Genomic DNA, 23206 nt, shown 5'->3' on the forward strand with positions numbered 1-23206 from the left:
GGAGTATACTTGGCGCTTTGACGGCCTGCGACGCCGAGCTTCTCACCGCAGGAGGACGTGATGCACTCCCTTCATCCGCAAGCTCGCACCACCCCGGCCGTTCGCCAGGAGATCGCCCATTCGAGAGAGCCCACCGGGGTGCTGGCCCAGCGCTTCAGCGTCAGCACCGAGACCATCCGCAAATGGCGCAAACGCGGGGCGCAGGACTGCCAGGACCACTCCAGCCGGCCGCACAAGCTGCCCTGGAAGGCCACCGAGGAGGAGCGCGCCATCGTCTGCGCCTTGCGTCAGGCCACCGGCTTTCCCCTCGATGACCTTACCTTCGTGATCACGCACTTCCTGCCCCATCTCAACCGCGATGCGGTCTACCGCATCCTCAAAGCCGAGGGGCTGGGACGATTACCACCGGCCGAGCAGCTCAAGCGCCGGAGCGGCACCTTCAAGGACTATGACCTCGGCTTCGTGCACATGGATATCAAGCACCTGCCTAAGCTGCAGACCGCCGATGGCGAGCGCCGCAAGCGCTTCCTGTATGTGGCCATCGATCGCTGCTCCCGCTGGGTGCATCTGGCTGTCAAAGACGATGAGCTGACCACCAGCGCGGTGGCTTTCCTGAAAGAGACGATCCGCGCGTTCCCCTTCAAAATCACGCACGTGCTCACGGATCGGGGATCCTGCTTCACGGCGGATGGCTTCGAGGAGGCCTGCCGCCAGCTGAAGGTGCAGCATCGCACAACCAAGCCCTACACGCCGCAAACGAATGGTCTCGTCGAACGCTTCAACGGGCGGGTGCAGCACGAGGTGCTGGGCATTACCATTTACCGCCACCGGGATCTGGAGACGCTGCTCAAGGGCCTCAACCAGGCCTACAACCGGAGACGCCAGCGCGTGCTGAAGGGGCGATCTCCTGAGCAAATCGTGCAAAGCCGCTTGGTCGCCGAGCCGAAGCTGGCCAACCGGCGCTACAAGCCCCCCGATTCAGACGCGTTGCCGCCAGCCCTCCAGGTCGTCGCTCACGCCAAGGAGGTCTCGCATCCAGACAACTAGTTCTCGGAGAGAGGCCTTGCGCTCTGCGCTAACCATTTTGGCCGCGCCGACGAACCCAGAGCCTGCGCCTACTTGGCGACAGCCCTGGTGCAGGCCGCGGCACTTGGTCGAGCGCGGCCTCGCGCTCGCAGTCGAGTGTGCCAACCAGTTTGCGCTGGCCTGGCCTCAGGCCTATGCCCAACCGATTTCGACGACATTGCAGTTTAAGTCGATCACATCTGAGACGGTTGGGAACGATGATATCGCCAAAGCCGTCGTCACCTGTGCAGGTCCTCGCTCTAGGTTAAAATAGAACCGCTGTATTGAGCGTCACGCCTGCGCTCCTCTCGCAATTGCCACAGGGAATGTGCGATGAGGGTAAGAACGAGGATCGCCCCGCCAACAATTGTTGCCCACCGTGGGACTTCCGTGAAGATCATCCACACCCAGATGGGTGCAAGGACAGTCTCCAGCAAATAGAACATCGCGACCTCGGGACCAGGCAAATACTTGGGGCCTTTTGCGAGACAGAAGAACGATAGCGGAAAGATGATTGCTCCATCGAGGATCACCCACCAAGGCTCTTCAACACGGAAGCCAATCTTAGAAACCATGATCACTGCGATCGCAAACGGAACGACAGTGGCAACAAGCGAGGCAAATCCCATATCCCGACCGGACGAACGTGTAACGGTGATGGCAGCTGCAAGCAGGAAGGCTGAGGACAGTGCCAGCAAGTCCCCGATAATGCTTCCACTGCCCATCCCGTCAAAAACGATGATCAGCGTCCCGCATAGCATTGCCATCATTGCGACCAGCGTGACGGGTTTGGGCCGTTCCTTGAGGAGCAGCCAAGATAGGAATGTCGCGAACACGGTATTGAACGCGAGGATAAAGACTAAATTGGCGGTGCTCGTGTTGAAGACCGCTGAGACGAAAGTGAGGGCGGCAAGCGCATAAAGACTTGCGACGACGAGCCCGGCGCGCCCGGGAATGAGGGCTGGCGGGTTGCCGCGAAGGAATCTCCATAAAACCCAAATCGCCAAGGCAGCTGCTACGGTTGTGCCGCTGCGAAGCATCAAGATCGACCAGGGATCGCCGTTCGAAAGGCGGATCAGCGGAATATCGACAGTGAGGGCTATGCCTCCAAGTGCTGTTATTACGAGGCCCTTAACGTGATTACTTGGAAATCGGGTCACGAGACTACCATTTGATGAAAGATTTGCTGGCAAGTCCAGCAGGTATTGAGAGAACCAGCGGAAGCTGCTTGACCTCAGAAGTAAGACTTCAGCACCGTGGCAACGAACGGAAACAGCGATCCAAGACTGAGTGGCGGACCCTTGTGCACCTAATTGCGGAGCGCGGAGACACTCGCGGCTCCGTGCTACAGATGCTTTAGCGTGCATTGACCGAGAAATGCCTCCGTCTAAATCAGAGCCACATCGAGCTTCTCACCCGAGAGTTTTTAGCTTCCTTGTCAAAAATCGCAAGGGAAATTGTTTACAAAAAAATGCAAAAATCGTAATCATCCGTGGCGAGATTGATAGAGATGCTTTGTAAGCAATAGGGAGCTGCCGCCACAGTCGGAACGTTAAATGGTCGCGTTACTCGGCGTCGCAGAGGCTATCCTTCTATGCAGGAAACACAGGGGAAATCGCTCATGGAGAGCATGCTGTTAAGAGCCGTTCGACCTTATAAGTCAGGCCAATGCGATGGCGGCGACACCGTCGATATCCTCATTGACCGCGGCGTCATTTCCCGCGTTGGACGAGACATCGTTCCGCCGCGCGACATCCCCGTGGTGGACGGAGGGGGAAAACTCGTTCTCCCGGGTCTTGTCGAGGCGCACACCCACTTGGGCTACTCGTTCCTAGGGTTGCCCTGGTTTCGAAACAATGTGGGTTCCAACCTGCAAGACAAGATCAACGCGGAAAAAGCCGAGATTAAGAGGCGGCGTATTGATTTCCAATTGCAGGCCGAACGCCAGCTCGCTCACTCGCTCGCGCTTGGCTCGACGTTCCTTCGGGGACATGTTTCCATCGACACGGACACCGGCCTTGAGCCGCTCGAAGGCGTGTTGCGAGCGCAGGAGAAATACAAAGAACTGCTCGAGGTCCAAATCGTCGCGTTTCCTCAGGCTGGACTGACCTCACGTCCCGGCACAATTGCACTCATGGAGGAAGCGTTGTCGATGGGCGCCGACGTCGTCGGCGGACTCGATCCCGCGCAAAGCGACCGTGATCCCAAAGGTAGCCTCGATACAGTCTTCGGACTGGCCCAGAAATATTGTAAACCAATCGATATCCATCTGCACGAGCCAGGAGAATTAGGCGGCTTCTCGACGGACCTCATCATCGAGCGGACGAAATCGCTGGGACTTCAAGGTCGCGTCACTATCAGCCACGCGTTCTGCCTTGGGGACCTTAAGCCGGCCGACATCGCCAGGACGCTCGACGAACTGGCACAAAATCAGATCTCCATTATGACCACGGCGCCTGCCGGACGTGCTTGCCCATCCGCCGCACAGCTTGTGAGGGCGGGTGTGACCGTCTGTTCAGGATCGGACGGGGTCCGTGACAGTTGGAGCCCATTCAGTACGGGGGATATGTTAGAGAGAGCGAAGCTAGTGGCGATGCGAAACAATTTCCGTCGCGACATCGATGTTGAACTTGCTTTGCGGGCTTGCACCTTTGAAGGTGCGGCGGCGCTTGGGATCGCCGACTACGGCGTTGAGGAAGGGTGCTCCGCCAATCTCTTGGTCGTGCCCGGTGAGACGATTGCCGAAGCCGTCATCAATCATCCTGTGGACCGCATTGTCATCAAAGGCGGCCATATCGTCGCCCGAAATGGCAGCATTCTGGAGAACACACTGTTCGGCTAGAGCATCGGTCCCAAAAGTGGACCCACTTTTGGGTCCGATGCTCCTGCTCTTGGCTGGCGCATCGTTGAGTGCGGACCCGTAGGGCCATGCCAGTGAAAATCGAATCCACTTTTCGCTGACGCGGCCCTCTGGGTCCGCACGATGCGCTAGCTTTGGCTCAAAAGGCCTTCGTGACCCTGCGAAGACAGCCATTATAACGGGCGAATCGTTAGACTTCCGGCGATCGCACGCGTTCGGTTCGGTGCTGCTGCCGCTAAGCCGTACGCTAAGATTGAACCGGAGGATTCCCTCCGGGAGGGTTGATTTCGAAGGGGCGATGTTTCGCCCCTTGGTTCAGACGTCATGACACACGAACTCAGCGGGGTATCTGCGCCTCTTTCTACGGCGCTGCGGCAAGATCGACACCGAGGTCACCAAGCCCACATCCGTCATGTTCAGCCCGCGGTCGCGTAGCGGTGTCGGCAGCCAACCCGGCACAATGAACGCGAGGCCAGCCTGAAGACTCGTGAAAGCGGTCGCGTTCCAAGCCTATCGGTTTTCGAGCAGGAGCGAGAGGTGCAAAAATCAGGAGTTGCTCGTCGACGACAGCATCACCGATCCTTCCGGTCGCATGGCTGCCGGGACAAGTGCATGGAGCACGGTTGAAGAGGGTGCAGAGGGTCTCCCTCTGCAGCCTCGTCCATCAGGATGTGCTTTGATGGTTGGACCGCACGCTCTTCCAGAATGTCTTCGGCGTCTCGAGCATATAGCGGAAACCAGTGCGGTCCAGCAGGGCCTCCGCCTCGCGCTGTGCGTCGTCGAGGACTTCGTCCTCATCCACAAACATTGCACTGCGACCTTGCAAAGCGATGCGGCCGTCGACGATCACAGTATCGACGTCGTTGCCGTTGGCGAAATAGATCAGCCGGAAGACTGGCATATTGAACGGATAGAGATGCGGACGACGCAGGTCGAGCAGCACCACGTCCGCCTTCTTGCCGACCTCGAGCGATCCGATCTCCTTTTCTAGGCCCAGCGCCTTCGCGCCGTCGATGGTGCACATCTCGAGCACGCGGCCCGGTGGAAGCAAGCTAGGATCCTTGAAGGAGGTCCGATGGTAATGCATGCATTGCTGCATGTGACGGAACATGTCGCCGGACCGATCCGGCGCCGTGCCGTCGGAGCCGAGGCAGACATTGGCGCCCGCGTCCAGGAGTTCCGGCACCGGGCAGCGGCCGAGGATCGAGGCGATCGCACTCGGGTTGTGGCCGATACTGGTACCCGTGTCCGCGACGATGCGGATCTCGTCAGCGGTCAGGTTCGTCGCATGGGTCAGGAGTGCGTTGGGACCGAGAATTCCAAGGTCGTTCGCATAGGCGACGTCGCCCTTGGAAGGCCCGTCCTGAGTGAAGATCAAGCCCGCCTCGCGCGCGAGGTCTGCCGTCATCTTCGCCTGGCGCCTCGCCTCCTCCAAATTGACCGAACTGAGTTCCCCAAGGCGTTCCACCTCCAAGGTCGGTGAGATGAGAGCAATATTGAGGCGTCCGCCATGCTTGCCATGCCAGGAATCAATGAGGGTCTGGCAGGTCGCGAACTGTTCCTCGAAGGTGACGGGCCGTTCCACCGCTTTTCCATCGACAATGCGGGCATAGGTGCGGGGATGCGGCGGCAATGTCGGGCCAACGGCGACGACGGAACGGGTGCCGACCTCGCGAACGCCCTCGCAATGTGCGTCCCCGTAGATCGGCTCGTCCGCGCGCATGATGTTGTCGCCGCCGCCGAGAAGCGAAACGCCGGTGGTCACGCCGAACCGAAGCCGCTCAAGGGCGGCGAGCCGGGCTTCCGCGCGCCAGAATTCCGGTGTCGAGGCCACGGTATAGGCCCTCTCGCATGCCTCGTACCATTGCCGGCTGTCGCCGCCGCCCATGGTCTTGATCAGGCCGTGTCCCGCATGGGCATGGCCGTCGATGAGTCCAGGCATGACGATCTTGTTCGTTGCGTCGATCACCACCGGCGCCTGATGCGCCGCGGTGACTTCGCTGGTCGATCCCACGGCAACGATCCGATCCCTTTCGATCGCGACGGCGCCGTCCGCAATCACGCGGCGCTGTGGATTGATCGTGACCACGATGCCGTGGATGATGATGATGTCGGCCATTCAGGAAGCTCCGGTCGGTCAAGCAGCTTGGGCTTCGCCGCGAATGCGGTCGAGGGTTGGGACGAGGGACAGCAATTCTCGCGTATAGGGGTGCTGCGGGGTGCTGAAGAGGGTCTCGGCACTGGCCTCCTCCACCAGCTTGCCGTTCCTCATCACGGCGACGCGGTCGCACATCTGGCGCACGACCGCGAGGTCGTGGCTGATAAGCAGAAGCGTTAGACCGGTCGCGTCGCGCAGGTCTTTCAGCAGGTTCAGGATCTGGGCCTGCACCGACACGTCGAGGGAGGAAGTCGGCTCGTCGCAGACGATGAGCTTGGGTCTTGCGCCAAGTGCGCGGGCGATCGAAAGCCGCTGGCGCTGGCCGCCCGAAAAGGCATGCGGGAAGCGCTGGGCCGCATCCGCCTCAAGTCCCACCGCTTCAATCATCCGCGCGACGTCGGCGGCAGCCTCGGCCTTCGACGATGCGAGGCGGTAGAACAGGATGGGCTCCGCCAGGATTGTGCCTATGCGCATGCGGCTGTTGAGCGACGAATAGGGATCCTGGAAAATCATCTGGATCGCCTGGCGCAATGGCCCAACGCATCGCACCATGCCCTCTCCGGCAATCGTGTGTCCGCGGTAGGTCACGCGTCCGGCCGTTGGTTTCAGGAGGCCCGAGACGACGTTGGCGATGGTGGTTTTGCCGCAGCCTGATTCCCCCACGAGGCCAAAGACCTCGCCGCTATTGACCGAGAAGCTCACCCCGTCGACGGCACGGAACCTGTGGCCTTTCGAGCCTGGCAGAACGCCTCTGGTGGTATATTCGACCTGCAGATTCTCGACGGAAAGAATGGGTCCGCCATCGGCGATGGCCCCGGTGCGTTCCGCTTTCGAACGCAGGACGGCGCGGGCCTCGGCGGCACGCCCCTTACCCTCCTCGCCGATGACTGGAAAGCGCTCCAGTCTCGCGTCGATGCGGGGCACGGCTCCGATGAGAGCCTTGGCGTAGGGCGCTCTCGGATGACGCAGCACTTCGGCCGTCGGACCCGTCTCGACCACCATGCCCCGATGCATGATGGTGACGCGATCGGCAATCTGCGCCACGACGCCCATGTTGTGGGTGACGAGCAGGATGCCGATGCCGCGCTGATCCGCGAGATCCCGCAGAAGCCTGAGGATCTGCGCCTGGACTGAAACGTCGAGGGCGGTCGTCGGCTCATCGGCAACCACGAGCTTGGGATCGCAGGAGAGCGCGGACGCAATGACCACCCGCTGGCGTTGGCCGCCCGAAAGCTGGTGGGGGTAAGCCTTGAGCCGGCGCTGCGGCTCGGGGATACCGACGTCCTTGAGAAGCTGCAGGGCTCGCGCGCGGGCGGCCGCGCGGTCGAGCTTGAGATGCGCCCGCATGGTCTCGGTGAGTTGGCTTTCCACCGTGAAGAGCGGATTGAGGCTCGTCATCGGGTCCTGAAACACCGCCCCGACGTCGCGCCCGAGCACGACACCCTCGGCCGATCCCTTGTTCGGATCGAGCGGCTTCCCGCCGATATGGATCGTGCCTGAGGCGATCCGTCCGGGCTTCTCAAGCAGACCCATCACGGCATTGCCGATGGTGGTCTTGCCGGCGCCGGATTCTCCCACGAGGGCGTGGATTTCGCCAGTGTGGATCACGAGGGAGGCTCTCTCCACCGCGGTGAAGACCGAGCCGTCGGCCAACGGGTACTCGACCCGCAGATCGTCAATGGCGAGGACGGGCGGTTGGAGAGTGCTCATCGTTTCACTCGCAGCTTGGGATTGAATCGGTCGCGGAGCCAGTCGCCGACGAGGTTAACGGCCACCACCAGGATGACGAGGGCGAGGGCGGGGAACAGGGCGATCCACCAGATGCCCGAGAACACGAACTCATTGCCGATACGGATCAGCGTGCCGAGCGACGGGTAGGTCGGCGGCATGCCAACCCCGAGGAAGGAGAGGGTCGCCTCCGTCAGCACGGCTGCCGCGAGGTTGATGGTGGAGATCACCAGAACGGGGCTCATCACGTTCGGCAGGATGTGCCTGAGCATGATGCGTCGCGAGGGCAAGCCGATCACCTTTCCGGCGCGCACGTATTCCTTGGCCGTCTCGACCATGGTCGCCGCGCGCACCGTCCGGGCATACTGCACCCATTCATGGATCGCGATGGCGCAGATGAGAATGACCGGCGCCCACTCGGCCGTCGCAGCACCGGGCAAGACAGCGCGCGCGATGCCACTCACCAGCAGGGCCAGCAGGATGGTGGGGAAGCTCAGGATCACATCGGCCACGCGCATGATTACCGCGTCGACCTTACCGCCATAATATCCCGCCAACAGACCCAGGAATACGCCGATGGTCGCGGCCACGAGAACGGCGCCGCCGCCGATGGCGATCGAGACACGCGCTCCGTAGAGCATGGCGGACAGGAGGTCCCGTCCCTGATTATCGGTGCCGAGAAGGAAGCGAGGATCGCCATCGGCCGAGAAGGCTGGCGGCAATTCGGCATTGATCAGGTCAAAGGATGCGAGATCCGTGGGATCGTAGGGCGCGATCCGCGAGGCGAGCAGAGCGCAGGCCACCATGACCAGTGCCACGACGCCGGCGACCATGACAGAGATCGGCGCGCCGATGCGGGTAATCAAACCCGGAGAGGCGGTGAGTGTTTTCATGCGGACCTCGCGCGCAGGCGGGGATCGACCACGGCATAGAGGATGTCGACCACGGTGTTGATGATGACGAACATGAGGCCGACGAACAGCAGATAGGCTGCCATCACGGGTATGTCGGCGAAACTCACGGCCTGGATGAACAACAGGCCCATCCCGGGCCATTGGAACACGGTTTCGGTCACGATCGCGAAGGCGATGAGGGAGCCGATCTGGAGGCCCGTAACGGTGATGACCGGCATCAGGGCATTGCGCAGGGCAAGCCGGAAATGGATGTAGCGGGCCGGCAGGCCGCGGGCCTTGGCGAAGCGGATGTAATCGCTCGACAGCACGTCGATCATCTCGGCACGTACGAGGCGCATGATCAGGGTCAACTGGTAAAGAGCAAGAGTGATGCCCGGCAACAGCAGGGATGTCATCCCGCTTGCCGTCAGGAAGCCTGTTGACCACCAGCCAAGATCGATGACTTGGCCACGGCCGAAGGAGGGGAGCCAGCCCAGGGAGACTGCGAAGACCAGGATCAGCACGATGCCGGTCACGAAGGTGGGCGTTGAAATGCCAATCAGGGACAGGGCCTGTACCCCGCGGGCCGCGACGCCATTCGGTTTAAGGGCGCAGAGAACACCGAGGGGAATGCCCAGAGCGAGCGAAAGCAGGGTCGCCACGATGACGAGTTCGAGCGTGGCCGGGAGCCGCTCCGCAATGAGCTGCGTGACCGGCCGCTGGTTCCGGTAGCTGATGCCGAGGTCGCCGCTCAGTGTTCTCGCCAGGAAGTGCCCGTATTGCACGACGACAGGCTGATCGAGGCCAAGCGAGCGCCGCAGCTCTGTCTTTTCTTCAATGGTTGCGCTTTCACGCGACATGCTGGCGACCGGATCGCCGACGAAGCGGAACATCACGAAGGACACCGCCGAGACGACGAGCATCACGAGGATCGCTTGGCCAAGCCGTGACAGGAAAACCTTCAACATGGCTGTCTCCGACGGCCCACCCCAAAAGGAGAGGCGGGCCGCGCGTGCTTTGTGAGGGGGCTACTTAATATTCGTGAACCAGAGGCGCACGTACTCGTCCGGGAACTGCGGGATTTCGACCCCGTCTCTCATGGCCCAAGCGACGGGCTGCTGGTGAACCGGGATATAGGCGACCGTGTCGCGGGCCTCCTTGAGAGCGTCAACGAGCATCGAGCGGCGCTTCTCCTCGTCGAGCTCAACCGCTGCTTTGCGGGTCAGCTCCTCGATCTTGGGATTGCTGTAAGCGCCTGCATTGGAGCCGCCATAGCCGTCCTTCTGCTCGGCGAGCAGAGACGACAGCGTCGCGAATCCATCCATGGAAGGCATGTTCGCCCAGCCGACCATGGAATTGTCGAATTCGCCGCGGTCCCGGCGTGGGAAGTAGGTCGCACGGGATTCTGTCTGCAACTCGGTCTGGACGCCGATCTTGGTCCACATCGACGCGATGGCAACGCAGGTCTGCTCGTCGTTGATGTAGCGATCGTTCGGGCAGTTCAGCTTGGTCTTGAAGCCATTCGGGTAGCCGGCCTCGGCGAGGAGTTTCTTAGCCTTGTCCTGATCGTAGCCGAAGAGTTGGTCATTGTCCTTCGCGAAGCCGGGAACTTGCGGCGCCACGAGGGTTCCCGTATTGCGGGATTTGTCGCGCATGACACGCTTCTTGAGTGCTTCGAAATCGATGGCATGCCACATGGCTTGGCGCACCCTCAGATCGAGCATCGGGTTCTTCTGTCCTGGAGCGGTCTTGAGCTCAGGACGGGAGCTGAGCGACAGCATGATAAGGCGCAGCGATGGCTCCTCGATGACCTTGAAGCCGGAGGAGTTGCCGATCCGCTGCAGATCCTGCAGAGGCGCAGGCGCGATCAGATCGAGCTCGCCCGAGAGCAGGGCAGCGACCCGGGTTGCGTCCGACTTGATCGGCTTGAACTCAATGCGATCGAGATTGTGCTGGGGCTTGTCCCACCAGTTGGGATTGACCACGAAGACGGTGCCGGCTTCGGGCTTGAACGACTCGACCTTGAAGGGACCGGTACCGACGGCACTGGTGGAGGCAGCTGTCGAGACTCCCCGAGAGACGTCGCCCGGCTTCAGGGCACCATTCGCCTCCATCCACTCCTTGTCCATGATGTAGATGCCCGAGAGGTCGTTCAGGAGGAGCGGGTATGGCCCCTTGGTAACGATGTCGACAGTGAAATCATCGACCTTCTCGGCCCTGTCGACAGCCACGAGGTCACCGCGGGCTCGAGAACCTGGATCGAGGATGCGTGTTATCGAGGCGACAACGTCATCTGCGGTGAATGGATTTCCATTATGGAACTTCACATTCTTGCGCAGCTCGAAACGCCAAGTATCCGGCCTTACTGTCTTCCAGCTCACAGCGAGGGCCGGCTCAAGCTCAAGGTTGCGGCCGTGTCGCACCAGCGGGTCGAAGACGTGGTGCAACATGCTGGTCGTGAAGCTCTCAGTATGGGCATACGGATCAAGCGTCGTGAGGTCGGTCGGCGATGACCATCTCAGGGTTTTTGCCTCCGCGGTGAAGCCCGCGAGCGCTCCAACTGCGACGGCCAAAGCTATGCCGCCTAGATTCATTGTTGACATTGTTTCCTCCCATTGCCTCAATGATTGTCTACAAAACTGCGGGAAAATGTCATACAATTTTTTGAGGGTCAATGGGTCGAATAGGTCGCATGTGATGCCAATTGATAGGCAATAATGTACACAATGAAACACTGAAAGTTCGCCAGAGCGCGACCTGTCGTTGTGGTATCGAGGCCAACTCTCCTAACCCGCGGCTTGCGCAAGCGGACGGTGAGCGAGGGGGAGGCCAGGCATCGCAGACGATCTACGGCAGACAAGCGCTCGCCGATTTGCGCGGATAGAACCGCATCTTCCAGCGCGCGAACGAGTATAACGGGTCAACGACTGGTTAGTGGTCCAGTAGGGTATTTCAGGGCAGATCAAGCGTTAGGGGCGCGACGCCGTGATGCTGAAGGGGTCAACCTCGATACGACCGGAATCGACGTATGCCTGCATGACAGGATCGATCGCCTCGATGGTCGGGGAGGGCGCGTAAAGGTATCATCCAGGAGCGGGGTAATGCCGAGCTTTAGCATCTTGATTGCGCCGAGCATCGTGTGAACATCGTGCAGACGCGGTGGAGGCGATGCCTCGCTCATAGGGGCACCTCGAATTGCATGACGATTTCGAGCGGCCTGCCCTTGAGGGCGCCCTTCATCAGATTTCCTGGCGCGTGCAGATGCCGATTGATCAGTCCGGGCATCACGAGCAGACCATTGGCCTCAATGATGCGCGTCGTGGCTTGGTCGAGGCTCACTCCAGCATCCGGCACACCGGCAAGTTCTTGCCGCTTCCAATGATGATGTCCGCACGCCGATGCTCGGTGTCGGAAGCATTCATCACCTAAAACTGTTTCCATTGGCATGGAATCAGCTCTCTTCCGTGGCGTGCCGCATTTTTTGACGGCGAACCGGATCCACTTCGCCGAAAAATGCTCTAGCGCATCGTTGGTCGCGGCTCTCTGGGTCCGCACGATGCGCTGGCCGAAAGATTGGCAGCCGAAGCTCGCCATTCTCGATCGGTGGAAACCTGTGCGTTCGTCACCGTGACGCGGACCGGCGGCGAAGCAGCACGGCTGACACATCGAGTGGTGCGTCGCGGTCGCGATTCAGATCTAGCCTGTCCTCGATGTTCCCGAGGTGCTCCAATGTCACCCTCACCGATGTCTCAGGATCGTTGCCGGCAACTGCCTCGAGCATTGTCGCATGCTCATGGTAGGAGCAGCTTGACTGGCCGGGGCGCTCATAAGCGGCGATCACGAGGGATTCGCGGATCACGAGTTCTCGTAGGAATTGCTCGAGAACTTGGTTTCCATTGATCCGGGCAATCTCGAGATGAAACTCGCCGGAAAGCCGGATGACCTCGGCGCGGTCCGACTGTCGAGCCGCCTGCGCCTCCCGGTCGATGTGCTCGCTGAGGAATGCGCGGTCCCGTGGCTTCAGGCGACCTGTGAGATCCCGAACGATCGCACTCTCGATAACCCGTCGTGCGGCGAAGACTTGCCTTGCTTCCTCGATGCCCGGCTTGCTCACGGATGCGCCGCGATGGGGTTCGATCGTCACCACATGCGCGAACGCGAGTTGGCTGAGGACTTTCCTCACCCGTTGACGAGTGGCGCCGAAGGTCTCACACAAGGCCTCTTCGACCAGACGTGTCCCAGGTGGGAGAGAGTGATCCTGGATCGCCCCAAAAATCCGATCATAGATGTCTTCATCACTGAAAACGTCCCGAGACGATTTTGTAGACATTTCGCACTTATCCTGTCAGCATTTCACACCAGATATACCTGCCGAAGGTGCCATGCAACACCTGTCCGCAACTCGCGCTCCACGGGATCGGCCTACCGCCGCTAGGGCATCGGGCCCAAAAGTGGACCCACTTTTGGGATCTGTTCCGATGCGCTAGGCCTGTGCGAACGCGCGAGAGACTGCATCTGTGACGTTGACGAGGTCCCGGGGGCCGGGCGGGGCATAGCTGCCTGTCTCTGCCTTCTTCAGCCCGAGGCGCACGAGCAGTTCGGCTTGCGCGATGCCGCTGGTGATGCCATCCAGGACCGGCACCGGGAGTTCAGGTTGCAGGTCCGCCTGCATTCCCGCCATGACTGCGCCAGTCACGACAATGACCTCTGCGCCATCCTTCTCGATCAGGTCTCGGGCCTGGGTCGCAATCTCGGGGCGAATGCCGTCCCTGCCGCCTGGACGGTAAGGAGCCGCTGACTCGATGACGCGCCAACCACCAACCCGGTCCGTCAGGCCGTAGCTCGCGACCAACTCCCGATAGAGTGGCGCCACGCGCCGTCCAAAGCTGACGATGCCGATGCGCCCTCCGAGCATGCACGCCGTCAAGAGCGCCGCCTCGGTCATTCCGACGACAGGAATGGACAAGAGCTCGCGCGCTCCAGCGAGGCCGGTGTCGTAGGAGACCGCTATGATTACCGCGTCGCATCCTTCGGAGTGCTCGGCCACCAGTGCCAGGGTCGCGTAGGTCCCAATCGCGTGCTCGGCCCGGCTTTCAATAATGGGAGCGCCGAATGGGCTCGTGACCGCTAGGATCTCGGTGCCAGGGGAAGCGCATTTGCGCGCCGCCGCCGCCACGGTGTCGGTCACGAAGGTGTTGGTATTCGCATTAACAAGCAGCAGCTTCATCGCACCTTCTCCACATCAAATCATAGTATAGGCACACTCGCGTTCCGGGCGTTGCTTCGTAGACGCCCGGCGATTGTTCAGGCCGATGGCCTGCGGATGAACGCAATGATGAGGAGCGCAGCGCACGCTTCGATCGCAGCGACAATCAGGAGGCCGGTCGAGAAGGATCCAGTTGCATCCTTGATCGCACCCATCATGAACGGTGCTCCGAAACCCGCAAGATTGGCAATAGAGTTGATGAACGCGATGCCCATGGCAGCGGCGGCACCAACGAGGAAGAAGTTCGGCATCTGCCAGTAAACCGGAAAGGCGCTCATTGTCCCCGACACGGCGATGACGAGGCAAATGAATGCCAGAATGGGATTGGAGCCGGCCAAGATCCCGACCCCGGCAAGGCCGGCCGCGCCCACCAGCACCGCGACGATGCAGAGCAGTCGGCTGTTCTTGATGTTGTCGGCGAGATGTCCATTGAGCACCTGGAAGCCCGCACCGAACATGTACAAGAGGCCGATCAGGAGTCCGATGTTGAGTGGGTCGGTGATCCCGAGCTCACGAACCAGGGACGGCGCGAAGAACGCCAGCGTCGCGTTGGCCGCCACGATGCAGAAGTAGGTCAGCGTCAGTAGCCAGAGCTTGCGATCGCGCAGCGCCGCGCCGAAGGCGTGCTCGCGATGCCCGCTCGCCGCGCTCTCGGCAGCAAGATCAGTTCGCAGAAGTTCCTTCTCCTCGCTGCTGAGCCAGCTTGCCTGCGCCGGCATATCACTCAGGAAGCGCAGCACGACCAGCCCTCCGAGAATGCTCGGGATGCCCTCGATGAGGAAGAGCCATTGCCACCCTGCCAGCCCCCCGACGCCGCTAAGATTGTTGATGATAAGGCCGGCGATCGGACCGCCGACGATGGACGAGACGGCGGCTGCCGACATGAAGATCGCAAACGCTTTCGCACGCCGATGCGCAGGAAACCAGAAGGTTAGATAGAGGATCACACCAGGCTGAAAGCCCGCCTCGAAGGCTCCGAGGAGGAAGCGGACTATATAGAAATACCAAGTCGATTGCGTAAACAACATCAGAATGCACGCGGCGCCCCAGCCGATAGTGATACGGGCCAGGGTCTTCCGGGTGCCGATCCTTAGGAGAAGCATGTTACTCGGCACCTCGAAAAGGAAGTAGCCGATGAAGAAGATCCCTGCGCCTAAACCATAGATCGTCTCGCTGAAGCCGAGATCTTGGAGCATCTGCAGCTTCGCGAAGCCGATGTTCGTCCGGTCAATCCAGGCGAGCATCCAAAGGATGAACAGGAGCGGCAGAAGGCGCCACGCGATTTTCGAATAGATCGCATCGAGCGTGGCTCGGCGCTCGCCTTCAGATCTAAAGCCAACCGACAGGGCTGTGGTTTGGCTCATGCTTTCTTCCCTTAAACGCTGAGGCCCCGCCGACGGTCGGCGTACTCATCACCGTAACACAGAAATTGGGCAGGAAAATTGTCAACAGATTGTCCATGAAGTTCGCAGCTTCGCGCGAAGTGCAGCCGAAGGCGATCACCCATCCCACCGAAGCGAAGCTGTACCTGAAGGCAGTACTGGCTCGGGTGCGGCAGGCCAAGAGTACGGTCTCAAGCTGCGACAGGCCCACACGCGCTTGGCCAAACGCGCAGCCGTGCAGGTGGGCCGCTATGCCCATGCCCGTCAGGCGGCGCATGCGCCGCGAACTGAAGCGGCTGAAGACCTATTTGGGCCGGGTCTATCGCGATATCGCCGGGAAAGTCGCCGGGGATGAGGTTTTCTCACGCCGGTTTGCTCCTCTGCTCGGCCTCACAGAGCGCCTCCTGGTGCAGGAGCGCACGAGCAAGAACAAGCTCTACAACCTGCATGCGCCGGAGGTGGTGTACATTGCCAAAGGCGAAGCGCATCGTCCCTACGAATTCGGCTCCAAGGTCGCGCTGGCGGTGACCAACCGGGAAGGCTTCGTGTTCGCGTCCAAGGCGCTGGAGGGTTATTCGTATGATGGCCATACGCTGAGTGCCACCGCGGACCAGGTGATTACCATGACGGGCATCGAGCCGGATTGCATCTACGTCGACCAGGGATATCGCGGGCATTATTACGCCAAGTCGGATCGAGTGTTCATCACGCGACAGCGGCGGGGTCTGACGCCCACGATCAAGCGGGAACTGAGACGCCGGTCTGCGATCGAGCCGATGATCGGGCACATGAAGGCCAACGGGCGGCTTGGACGAAATCACCTGCTGGGAGTTACGGGCGACGCCACGAATGCGCTGCTCGTGGCCGCCGGCCACAATCTGCGGCTGATCCTGACCTGGCTCAGATTTATTGTCGTCTGGATCATTGCGGCCCTAATGGGCTCATCCGCGCACTCAGATACTTCCGCCGACCCCTGGAATCCAATTGCCGCCTGATCAAACGGCATTGTTCAGGGCCGACTACTTATTTAAAGCCGATCCCGACCTGTCTAGGTGGTCCAGCTGGAGGAACATTTGCCAGGGAGATGAAGTCCTGAAATGTTTTTCCCTACGCAATAGGCCTCGCCACATTTTCTCCGTGCTAGAGATCAGAAATGCGAGCGTTGCTCGGTCCGCCTGGTGGCAGGCCTCCACATGCCGCCAGTAGGTCGCCCAGCGCATCCATTTTGGCTTCAGGGGCAACTTCTCTCGAGATCTCGACCGCGCGCCAGTGCTCGTCGCCCAGGTCGACATACACGTGGTCTTGGTGATGACCGATCCGAACAAAGACCGAGTGCACCGGTCCCTGTTGGGCGCGTGCCTCAAAGGCATTGAGGGTGTCCTGCAGAGCTTGATTACCCGGAGCGGACGGCAGCCCACCATTGTTGTGATGCGCCATCCAGCTCCGGATCAGCCAACCCCGGCAGTCAACCGAGCGGATCCGGGAGGTCTTGAAGACGCCATCCTCCTGAACTGTGGTATAGGCGTCGCCGGTCTCATCGCGCCAGAGTTCGGCGCCACTCACCAGCTCAACGAGCACATCGCGCTGGGAGCGCTCCCGCTCGTTCTCTGCCTCATCACCGCGCACCTGCCGCACGTACTTGTCGAGCACTGCAGCCGAGATGTCTAAGCGCTTGGCTTCGCTCTTGCGCCTGATCTGATAATCACCGGGACGGAGCGCGGCGAGGTCCTGAAGAGTGCGTGCGAAGTCCGGGTCCGAGGTAATCGCTCTGATCGCGTCATCGCTGCTCGGCATCGGGGCACGGCACACCTGCGTGTGGGCCTCGATAGCCGTCCGGAGGTCGCTCAGATCCCAGCCCCCTTCGATGGCATCTGCAAGATCCCATCCTGTTGGTCCTTCGCGCGAGCTGCCGTCCGGGAGCATGCAGGAGATCGCTGTGGTGTCGACGAGGTGAACCTCGGTGGCACCATGAGCGAAAGCCGCTGCAATCACCTCCGCGGCATAGATGTTGCCCGGCTTGTGGCTATTCTTGTCCGGCTTGTCGTTCGCATCCGGGCAGACCACGACCTTGCGACCGTTCAGGGGTGACCGGTCGGCTTTCTTTGCAGCGTTTGCTCCTCCGGGAGAAGTGGTTGCGATCGCATCCGGAAAGAGCCGGGCCACCGCATCGGCTGTCTTCTCGCCTTCGCACACAATGACTGGCCCGTTGGAACGGGCGGCGAGTTGGTCGGCGTTGTAGAGCAGGCGAGGGGCAGGGGGTTGTTTGCAGCCCCAGCCCTCCTGACCATTCGGGTGGCGCACCCAGGACAAGGGCAAGATCGACTTGCCGTTTCCCGGCTCGTTCAAGCGGATGACGGCAAACGCCAGGTGACCCTCAGCAGTTTTTTAGGGCCAGATCGCGTGCGGCTTTCGCTTGCAAAGGCGTGCCGCAGCGATGGCCGGCGGTTCGGCTCCCTCCGGGGCATGTAGGAGGACGAGAGGACTGTCCTGCTGGGGCAGAGTAGAGGTGGGGACGTGCCCCACCTCATCGGCCGAGAGAGGAGCAAATACTCCCTGAGCGAGGCTATCCACGAGGCGCCTCCTCGACCTTGACGCCAAGCATGCTGGCAATGCGCTGAGCGGCCTTGAGTTGAGAGATGCCGAACAGGTAGGCAGCGAGGGAGATGACATCGCTGCCTTTATCGCCAGTAGCGAAGTCCGCCCAGCGGCCTGTGCGCAGGTTGATCTTGAAGCTGCCGGGTTAGCGGTCATCCCGACGCGGATTGCGAACCACCCACTCGGCAGCCTCCTGGCGACCGTCCGGCAGCCAGCGTTTCACCACGGCGGGAACAAGGGGGAGTGCCGCCGTTTTCACGGTGGCAAAGTTGACCCGGACCTGTCCCAGATCATGCGACTTCTGGTGGACGCGCATCCTGGAATGGATGTTAGAAAACGACGGACGGCGACGCGACATAGCGGTCCCCCTTGTTCAGCTCGAAGCCGGTGATCACGATGTTGCTGCCCAGGACGTAGCGCAGATGCAGGCCCTTACCTGTCCCCCTATGGAGGTTGGAAGATGACGCTCGGCACTTTTGGCGACGTGGCTAACCTCGGTTGTTTCCCCCTATGCGGGGTTGGAAGGAGGGCATCGCAGCCTCGGCCGCTTCGCTGATCGCGTTGTTTCCCCACGATCCTGAAGGATGGGAGACCAAAGCTGATGATGGATCACGATACTTCCGATAACACTCGGACAGCAGTGATCTTCAGCAACGCACCCATTCCGATAATGGAAACTTCTCGGAAGTAATGGCCTCGCCAGTAGTGGTGTGTTTCATTGCTGCCCAAGACACCACTCCAAGGCAGGTTGAGACAGGCTTCGGCAGCTTGTTATCGGAAACAATGGGCCCGTCTGTGAGAGCGCAAAAGGCTGGCTGCACCTCAGGTTCCAGCGGGTTGGGTAGCGGAGCCGCGACACGATCTCTGGAACCCATAAGACAACGAACCAAGACAATGTCTCAACTGAGCGCAGTGGCTGGAAGTAAACTGTTTCGGCCGCTGAATGCATTGAGCGCCGCTCACCATCAGCGCTGCCGATCGCACACCGGAGTACGCTTCCCTTCTGACGTGCCAACCTGACACTCGGAGGCTTTCCCTGGGAGCGTCGCTTCGGAAAGGAGTTGACGCTGTCCTAACTCTCCGTCAACTCGTTTACGCTCCGACTAATTGAGCCGTCGCACGATCCTGCGGTCCTAGAACACCAGCTGATGAGCTTCGGTGAGCTATCCGAGCCCGCCTCTCAGGCGCAAAGATAGACGAGTCAGTCAAGACGCAGCGTTGGTGCACGGATCGTTTAGTGGTCAGGATGTAGTCGGCTGTTGATCTAAAGAGCCGCTCAGTCCCAGTCATGCCTTTCAAACACAATGCTGCCCGCCGTCATCGTATCGGCAAGATGAAGCTCAAGGTGACGAACTGGCCGGAGTATGAGGCTGGCCTTCGCCGGCGAGGCAGCCTGACGGTGTGGATCACGCCCGAAGCGCTGTCGCTGTGGCAAGCGCCGAAGCGCATGACGCGTGGCGGCCAACAGCGGTATTCCGATCTGGCGATCGAGACCACTTTGATGTTGGGTATGGTGTTCGGCCTGCGGCTGCGCCAGACGGAGGGCTTGCTCACATCGGTGCTGCAACTGATGGGATTGGATCTCGCCGTGCCTGATCACACCACCCTCAGCCGGCGAGCACGGACCTGGCGATTGTCTGATGAGCAGCAAGGTGGCCGGTTGTCAGGAGAAGGGCCCGTTCACGTCCTCATCGACAGCACTGGGCTTGAGATCTACGGCGCCGGCCAGTGGCTGGAAGAAAAGCACGGCGCCAGGTCGCGGCGGAGCTGGCGAAAACTGCATCTGGCGCTGGATGCCGACAGCGGCGAGATCATCGCCCACGTCATGACCGATCAGGACACCGGCGACGCCACGCAGGTGGAGCCATTGCTCGACCAGATCAGCATCCCGATCCGCCAATTCACCGCCGATGGCGCCTATGACGGCAACCCGACCTACGACGCCGTCACCAGCCACAGCGCCGATGCGGCGATCGTCATTCCGCCGCGGGTCAACGCCGTCGATCGGTCGAATATCGAGCCGCCCAGCCAGCGGGACCGCCATATTGCGGCGATCAACACGGATGGCCGGATGACATGGCAAGCTGTCACCGGTTACGGCAAGCGGTCTCTGGTCGAGACCGCGATCGGCCGATACAAGGCCATCAACGGGAGGCGGCTAAGGGCGCGGTCGTTCGACGCCCAGCAGACAGAGGTCGCCATAGGCTGCGCCGTCCTCAATCGTATGCTGGCATGCGCACGCCCAAAGTCCGCCCGCTCCAAGGTAGCTGCTACATAGGACGCGCCATCAAAGATCATGATCCGCAAAATTCACGATCCCTGCACCAACGCCCAAGGCTCTCAATCGGCACGGTCGCCCCGAGCGGATCGTGATCGACGGGAGCCAGACCAATCGTGAGGCCATCCTGTCGTGTGATGCCGCGAGCCGGCTGCAGGACCGTTCAAGACGTGGGCTCACGCCAATCAGGATCCGGCAGAGTCAATACTTCAATAACCGCATCGAGCAGGATCACCGCGCCGTCAAACACCGTGTGCGACCGATGCTCGGCTTCAAGTCCATCGACAGCGCCCGGGCGATCTTGGGTGGCATCGAGATGATCCATATGATGCGCAAACAGCAGGCGAAGTATGCCTGCAATCGGCCGCTATCTCTCGCCGAGCAATTCGAAAAACTGACTGCGTGAGGGCTACGGGCGAAATAGTCCCTTTCCATCGCCATCGAAAATTCGTGACAGAGCCGTCACAACTACCCCTTACTTTTCTCTGCCCTTGCCTTAACCAAGCATATGAACAATTCGTACGATATCTGCTTGTCGTTGAACTCCAAGTTTGGAGAAAATACTCTTCGTTTGCGTACGTACAGTTCCCGTTGAAACTCTAAATTCGGCGGCTATTTCGTCTAATGTTTTCCCTTCAGCGATACCCGCTATGACACGCTGTTCGGCGCGTGTCAGCCCATAGTGCCCGCCAATCAACTCAATGGCTGGTTTGCCGCTCACCTCCGGGTCTTCCAAGAGGAGCAGCGCCTCTGGCCCTGAAAAATACACCTCCGATGCGCTTCGGCTCGGACGAAACATTGTGATGCGCAGCGGCAGTTTCCAATGCGGCCGAGACACGAGCCACGTCCTCAGACGGGAGGTTGATGCGCTTCCAGCCCAAATGGAAAGCTCAGAGTTCATGGTATGCATCACTTCCGCTAGAGAGCATTGCAGTCGTCCCAAGCGGTCAACCCAGATGCCTTGATCGGCTTCGATGAGCCGCTGGGCTGTGGTGTTCAAGCTTTTTACAGTTCCATGCAGGCCCAGTGAGACAACTCCAATCTGGAGGGTGTCAAAAATCGAAGCCTCGTTTAGGAGCGCGCGGCTCCCACCATGGTTCCGCCTATAAAACCCGAAGGCTCGCTTCAGGTGGGGAGCTAACGTTTGCAGTATCTGCGCTGCCGCAACAGCCTCGTGATCACCAGCATCTTTATAGGTGACACTCAGAAGGAAGTTGCAGCCCTGTTCGCGTGCAACGGTAACGCCGATGGCTGTATCAACACCCTGTGGCCTCAGCCAGTCGCAATATAATTCCGATCGCAGAAGTTCTTCATGAGGGAGCATGGCTTTCGCCGGCACTCCCAGACCAATTGGGCGGGTACTCGCTCCCTTCATCCAAGGGTTTCTCTTAGAAAAATACTCCTCATATGAGCTTGCATAAACAGGATCGACCCCGGCGCTGAGGGGGATTCCTCCTGCTCCACTCTTAATGTCGTGGTAAAAAAGGTGTGCTTGCCCGTTTGGCAGGATTGATCGTAAAGAATCTAGGAAGTTCTGCCAACCTGTATCACCAAGGAGAGCCCCGTAGATGTGATCGGTTAGTACTTCTGTGATCGGGCTATTGTGGCTCATACTCACCCTTATCAACCAATTGTCAGGCTATATAAGATCGCATTGGCTCTGTGCTGCAATTAGCCATTTGGATTGTTCTTTGATTAAGATACGCCCTCAAGATCAACGCTTTGATATCGGAGACTATCTGAGAAAATCCTTTTATCTATTCAATATAAGCGCTGGTGGGTAGGCGCCGAAAGGCTTGTTTAGATTGATCTTGACAATCTCGCTCCAAGTCACTCGAATCTAGAGCTTAGTAAGATATGTATTCAAATAAATTATTTGTATTCGCTCCGTAATTTCGTAATTTTACATTATTTAGACAGAATTATTGCTATTAATTATGCGAGCTGCTCGGCATAATTAGGGGCGTCGACCTTACATATCCTTTCATTTGCTGGTGTTCACTGACTTTTCCAAGTTATTATGACGCTAACTGCCCTCTGTCAGCTACTTTGCTCTCCATAGCGCTTTGGCAAAGTCTAAACAGAGGGGGGCCAGAACTCCTACCCCATTTGGGAGATGTCGGTATCCCCCCATGCGCCAATCTTGGAAAAGGCTCCTTTTATGCTGAGTGGCCCAATGAAACAGGATGCTGGCTTGGGATTAAGACGCTCTCTGCTCACGCAGATAATGTTCCGTATATTTAAGGCCATGAATTGTGGATGCATCCTGCTGGACCAGAGCAAGCGCGTAGTTCACCTGAATAGGCTGGCGCAGAGTGCCTTCGGAGATACCTTTACAATAAAGCATAGCCGAGTATGCGCGACTGATAGTATGTCTGACACCTTGTTCCAGACGATGCTTGATCAAGCGCTGAAATTCGAGGATCGTTCGAAAAACCCTGGGCGGCAAACCCTCGGCCTTAAGAGGATCCATAAGCGCCCTCTCATTGTACGTGTGGTTCCATTTGAGCCTGAGGCAAGGCCTCATATTGATGATGCAGCACTCGCGCTTGTTGTTGTTGATCCGGAGGATTGCCCTGAACCGTCATACGCTGTTCTTCAGGAGGTGTTTGGGATTACCAAAAGTGAAGCTCGGGTTGGCAACAGATTAACATGCGGAGTCAGTTTGCAAGAAGCAGCCGAAGTCATTGGAGTGACCATCGGCACGGTACGGTCTCAAACAAAGTCGCTGTTCGCGAAGACTGGAACAAATCGGCAAGCGGAATTGGTCCGACTGCTGACTCGATTATCGCTGATCTCGGATGAACGCGACTGACAATCGATCCTGCGGGACAACAAGCGCGCATGGTAAGCCTGTTTGCGGAGGATCGCCGGTCCTCCACGCTTAGCGCGAGGTCTCGCGATGTAGATATAAACCGACACGCTCATGTCGGTCTTTCACGCCACAGAGTGGCTTTCCATCCAATTGTTCAGGACCATTT

Annotated in this window: 17 protein-coding genes and 2 pseudogenes; 6 read left to right on the plus strand and 13 right to left on the minus strand. The window is 59.6% G+C overall.

The annotated features are described in order from the left end of the window. The first annotated feature begins 60 nt into the window (after positions 1–60). On the plus strand, positions 61–1047 hold the full coding sequence (locus ILT44_RS25100) for an IS481 family transposase (protein WP_204242342.1): 987 nt from the start codon (positions 61–63) through the stop codon (positions 1045–1047). A 278-nt stretch (positions 1048–1325) separates the two neighbouring features. On the opposite strand, the gene ILT44_RS25105 is transcribed toward ILT44_RS25100, so the two are convergent. Continuing rightward, positions 1326–2225 (minus strand): DMT family transporter, encoded by a 900-nt coding sequence (locus tag ILT44_RS25105; RefSeq protein WP_204242343.1) that lies wholly within the window; start codon positions 2223–2225, stop codon positions 1326–1328. A 461-nt stretch (positions 2226–2686) separates the two neighbouring features. Between ILT44_RS25105 and ILT44_RS25110 the strand changes: the two genes are divergently transcribed. After that, positions 2687–3907 carry an amidohydrolase family protein gene (locus ILT44_RS25110; protein ID WP_204242344.1) on the plus strand — a complete coding sequence of 407 codons (1221 nt, stop codon included), beginning with the start codon at positions 2687–2689 and terminating at the stop codon, positions 3905–3907. A 682-nt stretch (positions 3908–4589) separates the two neighbouring features. Here the strand turns inward: ILT44_RS25110 and ILT44_RS25115 are convergent. The 9 genes from ILT44_RS25115 to ILT44_RS25155 all read right to left on the minus strand — a co-directional run bounded on the left by ILT44_RS25115 (position 4590) and on the right by ILT44_RS25155 (position 15334). Further along, positions 4590–6044 carry an amidohydrolase family protein gene (locus ILT44_RS25115; protein ID WP_204242345.1) on the minus strand — a complete coding sequence of 485 codons (1455 nt, stop codon included), beginning with the start codon at positions 6042–6044 and terminating at the stop codon, positions 4590–4592. 18 nt (positions 6045–6062) lie between these two features. Then, complete coding sequence (locus ILT44_RS25120; protein WP_204242346.1) at positions 6063–7793, minus strand: dipeptide ABC transporter ATP-binding protein; 1731 nt, start codon at positions 7791–7793, stop codon at positions 6063–6065. Next, the gene (locus ILT44_RS25125) at positions 7790–8704 is read right to left on the minus strand and encodes an ABC transporter permease (protein WP_204242347.1); all 915 of its coding nucleotides are present in this window, start codon (positions 8702–8704) and stop codon (positions 7790–7792) included. Before ILT44_RS25125 ends, ILT44_RS25120 begins: the two co-directional genes overlap by 4 nt. Beyond that, positions 8701–9672 (minus strand): ABC transporter permease, encoded by a 972-nt coding sequence (locus ILT44_RS25130; RefSeq protein ID WP_204242348.1) that lies wholly within the window; start codon positions 9670–9672, stop codon positions 8701–8703. The genes ILT44_RS25125 and ILT44_RS25130 overlap by 4 nt, the downstream gene beginning before the upstream one ends. Positions 9673–9732: 60 nt before the next feature. After that, positions 9733–11307 carry an ABC transporter substrate-binding protein gene (locus ILT44_RS25135; RefSeq protein ID WP_204242349.1) on the minus strand — a complete coding sequence of 525 codons (1575 nt, stop codon included), beginning with the start codon at positions 11305–11307 and terminating at the stop codon, positions 9733–9735. A 574-nt stretch (positions 11308–11881) separates the two neighbouring features. Further along, positions 11882–12298 carry a hypothetical protein gene (locus ILT44_RS25140; protein WP_204242350.1) on the minus strand — a complete coding sequence of 139 codons (417 nt, stop codon included), beginning with the start codon at positions 12296–12298 and terminating at the stop codon, positions 11882–11884. A 28-nt stretch (positions 12299–12326) separates the two neighbouring features. Beyond that, complete coding sequence (locus ILT44_RS25145; RefSeq protein ID WP_204242351.1) at positions 12327–13034, minus strand: GntR family transcriptional regulator; 708 nt, start codon at positions 13032–13034, stop codon at positions 12327–12329. Between the two features lie 153 nt (positions 13035–13187). After that, entirely contained in the window at positions 13188–13931 is a 744-nt protein-coding gene (locus ILT44_RS25150) for an aspartate/glutamate racemase family protein (protein WP_204242352.1), read from the minus strand. 77 nt (positions 13932–14008) lie between these two features. Further along, on the minus strand, positions 14009–15334 hold the full coding sequence (locus ILT44_RS25155; RefSeq protein WP_204242353.1) for an MFS transporter: 1326 nt from the start codon (positions 15332–15334) through the stop codon (positions 14009–14011). A 119-nt stretch (positions 15335–15453) separates the two neighbouring features. Here ILT44_RS25155 and ILT44_RS25160 point away from each other — a divergent pair. Further along, positions 15454–16347 (plus strand): annotated as a pseudogene (locus ILT44_RS25160) (IS5 family transposase); the annotation flags it as partial. Positions 16348–16492: 145 nt separating this feature from the next. Here ILT44_RS25160 and ILT44_RS25165 read toward each other — a convergent pair. Together ILT44_RS25165 and ILT44_RS31770 are read right to left on the minus strand one after the other, a co-directional pair. Beyond that, positions 16493–17698: a hypothetical protein gene (locus ILT44_RS25165; protein ID WP_204242355.1), complete on the minus strand. Its 1206-nt coding sequence runs from the start codon at positions 17696–17698 to the stop codon at positions 16493–16495. A gap of 394 nt (positions 17699–18092) precedes the next feature. Further along, positions 18093–18305: a hypothetical protein gene (locus ILT44_RS31770; protein ID WP_204242356.1), complete on the minus strand. Its 213-nt coding sequence runs from the start codon at positions 18303–18305 to the stop codon at positions 18093–18095. Between the two features lie 930 nt (positions 18306–19235). On the opposite strand from ILT44_RS31770, the gene ILT44_RS25175 reads away from it, so the two are divergent. After that, complete coding sequence (locus ILT44_RS25175) at positions 19236–20225, plus strand: IS5 family transposase (protein WP_204242357.1); 990 nt, start codon at positions 19236–19238, stop codon at positions 20223–20225. Between the two features lie 55 nt (positions 20226–20280). Beyond that, positions 20281–20631: pseudogene (locus ILT44_RS25180) on the plus strand (DDE-type integrase/transposase/recombinase); the annotation flags it as partial. Between the two features lie 90 nt (positions 20632–20721). Here the strand turns inward: ILT44_RS25180 and ILT44_RS25185 are convergent. Further along, positions 20722–21837, minus strand: a complete 1116-nt coding sequence (locus ILT44_RS25185; RefSeq protein WP_204242359.1) for a helix-turn-helix transcriptional regulator — start codon at positions 21835–21837, stop codon at positions 20722–20724. Positions 21838–22596: 759 nt separating this feature from the next. Here ILT44_RS25185 and ILT44_RS25190 point away from each other — a divergent pair. Then, a complete protein-coding gene (locus ILT44_RS25190; protein ID WP_204242360.1) occupies positions 22597–23040 on the plus strand; it encodes a helix-turn-helix transcriptional regulator in 444 nt (147 codons plus the stop codon). Positions 23041–23206 lie beyond the last annotated feature (166 nt).

It is taken from the genome of Microvirga arvi, assembly GCF_016892765.1.
GTDB classification, from domain to species: domain Bacteria; phylum Pseudomonadota; class Alphaproteobacteria; order Rhizobiales; family Beijerinckiaceae; genus Microvirga; species Microvirga arvi.